Origin of the sequence: Hymenobacter terricola (genome assembly GCF_017921975.2) — a bacterium.
In the GTDB taxonomy this organism is placed as follows: domain Bacteria; phylum Bacteroidota; class Bacteroidia; order Cytophagales; family Hymenobacteraceae; genus Hymenobacter; species Hymenobacter terricola.
This window is the reverse complement of the sequence record NZ_JAGEMO020000256.1, coordinates 1-358: the sequence shown is the minus strand read 5'-3', so window position 1 is coordinate 358 and position 358 is coordinate 1. Positions and strand designations below refer to the sequence as shown.

The following is a 358-nucleotide window of genomic DNA, read 5'->3' as shown; positions in this document are numbered from 1 at the left end:
GAGGCAGCGTATTATATTGAGGTGATTCATAACAAGTCGTATGCTGATTCAAAGTATGACATTGGTATGTCCACTCCGCACTCGACGCGGGTCATGGCCTTGGCAATGGCCAGTAGGGCACGACGATCATCCGGAAAGATTGTGCGCGTCTTGGGTATGCCGGATAACCTGGACACTGTACGAACGTACTCAACTGTGTTATTCTCTGTTGGTGGAGCCCATACGGCTATTAGCTTGGCAATCGAGTTCATCGGCTTTCGCTGGCCACCAAACCCCGTCACATGGTTACGTATGAGTTTCAGCCCGGCACGGATTCCCATTTCCATTGAGGTAAACTCTTCAAAAGTAGGATCGGACT

General features: G+C 50.0%; 1 protein-coding gene. It reads right to left on the bottom strand.

The window, feature by feature from the left end; translation table 11 throughout:
* Positions 1 to 26: 26 nt before the first annotated feature.
* On the bottom strand, positions 27 to 358 hold a 332-nt coding region (locus J4G38_RS28470; protein ID WP_226164225.1), incomplete at its 5' end, for a hypothetical protein.